Below are 1912 nucleotides of genomic sequence, written 5' to 3' on the forward strand. Positions count from 1 at the left end.
GGCTATTGCAGACGAGCCTGTTAAGAATTTAATTCTCTCCGTTACACCTATAGATTTTAGTGCCTCCCAATCTTTTGATCAATGGCAAGCTGCAATAAAAGATGGTACCGCAGATTTTGACGAGACGATTGACATTTTTAAAACGATCCCAGCTAGTGAGGTTAAATATGGAATCCGCTTGATCACATCACCTATCTATATATCACCCTATCTGTCTTTATTAAATCAAGCTGATGATGAAGAATATGTTCAACATTGGCGTCGATTCAATGCGTGGACAAATGGACACGTGCCTTTAGCTGGAGCGACTGCAAAACAGATAGGTGAAGATCTTGTGATAAACAATCGTTTGGTTAAGGGGAGTTTAAGAATCAGAGGAAAAAAAGCTATGCTATCCAATATTGACGCTAGTGTATTAGTATCAGCAAATGAAAATGACCGTCTGGTACCGCAGGAAATGATTAATCCTGTTATGAAGCATTTGACTTGTAAGGATAAGACATACATTCTCCTTCCAAGTGGACATGCTTCCAAGGAGTATGTGGGTGGACTCCCACTTTACCTTAAGGAATGGCTTCCGAAGCGATCTTCTCCAATGAATAATTAACAGTTTTTGAAGGGAGATGTATGATGTACGTGGTAAATGAATATGAAAATTTTAAAATTATGCCAATTATAGGTTATTTAGGGTTTGCACCCGTAGTATTCACAAGATTTTTTGGAACTATTCCAGATTATATCAGTTGAAAATAGTAGGGCTGGCTCGGAAGTTGAGCCAGCCCTACTACGTTATGAGTTATATTTTTACTCGATCTTCAAGTGGGGAGAAGGTTTTATCACTTGGGTTGGCAGTGGGTTTTCCAAATGGCATCGGTGCAATCAGCTTCCAATTCTGATGAATGTTCAATGTCTTGCTCACTTCGCCACCAATTAAGGGATTTTAGTGCTGAAGGCTGCTCCGAACCCTTTAATTTCTAAGGCTGCCCAAACGACAAACTGCAAAATACCTGACGATTAGTTGGACCAAATCGGGAAGTTTTCAGCATACAATTTAAATTGCTCTTGAAGACCTTTAATAAAAGCCTGATAATCAGCAAAATAAAACCGTACCATATCCATTTTCATTTTCTCTACTGATTGTCCGTAATTTTTTTTATAAAAAGTAGAAATAAAAGGTCGTATTTTTTTCATAGTATTTTCTATAAGTGAAAGGTAAGAATGGTTGACAAAAATATCGCTCTAGTTTATCTTTAAATCAAGATATTTGGATTAAAAGTATTGTTCCTTGTGCTGATACCTCGAAGTCGAGATATTAATCATAGGTTAATTTATCTCTCTTAAGGGGAGATATATATAGAAAGGAGTGGTACAGATGGAATTAAAAGGATTACATCACGTTTCGGCGATTACGGCTAGAGCGGGTGGGAATTTTGATTTCTACACGAAAACGTTAGGGTTGCGATTAATCAAAAAAACGGTGAATCAGGATGATATTCGTGTGTATCACTTATTTTACGGAGACGAGGCAGGTTCTCCGGGAACAGAACTAACGTTTTTTGAAATTCCTCAGGCTGCCCGTACACATGAGGGGAACAATAGTATTTCAGAAATTGCTTTAAGAGTGAAAGATAATAAAGCGCTGGACTTTTGGAAAAAACGATTTGTAGAATATAATGTTGAGCACGACGAAGTAACGACTCGTTTTCATCGACAGGTACTTGCATTTAAAGATCCAGAAGGGCAGAGACTACTACTGGTTTCCGATCAGGATAATAAAGGCGTTCACGGAGGGGTGCCGTGGGATAAGAGCCCGGTACCGAAGGGATTTTCCATCCTTGGATTAGGACCAGTTAAGCTTACAGTTCCTAATATTGAACCGACTGAAAGAGTACTTACTGAGGTGTTGGGGTTC

Annotated in this window: 3 protein-coding genes and 1 pseudogene; 2 read left to right on the forward strand and 2 right to left on the reverse strand. The window is 38.7% G+C overall.

The features are described 5' to 3' along the window. Positions 1-607: pseudogene (locus AC1DUW_RS27180) on the forward strand (alpha/beta fold hydrolase); the annotation flags it as partial. A 189-nt stretch (positions 608-796) separates the two neighbouring features. Here the strand turns inward: AC1DUW_RS27180 and AC1DUW_RS27185 are convergent. Together AC1DUW_RS27185 and AC1DUW_RS27190 are read right to left on the reverse strand one after the other, a co-directional pair. After that, on the reverse strand, positions 797-919 hold the full coding sequence (locus tag AC1DUW_RS27185) for a hypothetical protein (protein ID WP_477643971.1): 123 nt from the start codon (positions 917-919) through the stop codon (positions 797-799). A 95-nt stretch (positions 920-1014) separates the two neighbouring features. After that, a complete protein-coding gene (locus AC1DUW_RS27190; RefSeq protein WP_477643972.1) occupies positions 1015-1191 on the reverse strand; it encodes a hypothetical protein in 177 nt (58 codons plus the stop codon). A gap of 181 nt (positions 1192-1372) precedes the next feature. Between AC1DUW_RS27190 and AC1DUW_RS27195 the strand changes: the two genes are divergently transcribed. Next, positions 1373-1912: VOC family protein (locus AC1DUW_RS27195; RefSeq protein WP_477643973.1), on the forward strand; the 540-nt coding region annotated here is incomplete at its 3' end.

This window comes from Peribacillus sp. P4_C12 (genome assembly GCF_056402095.1).

Bases quoted from the DNA above. Each gene is read 5' to 3' on its own strand.
- AC1DUW_RS27190 (WP_477643972.1), bottom strand. From the start codon at position 1,191: ATGAAAAAAATACGACCTTTTATTTCTACTTTTTATAAAAAAAATTAC.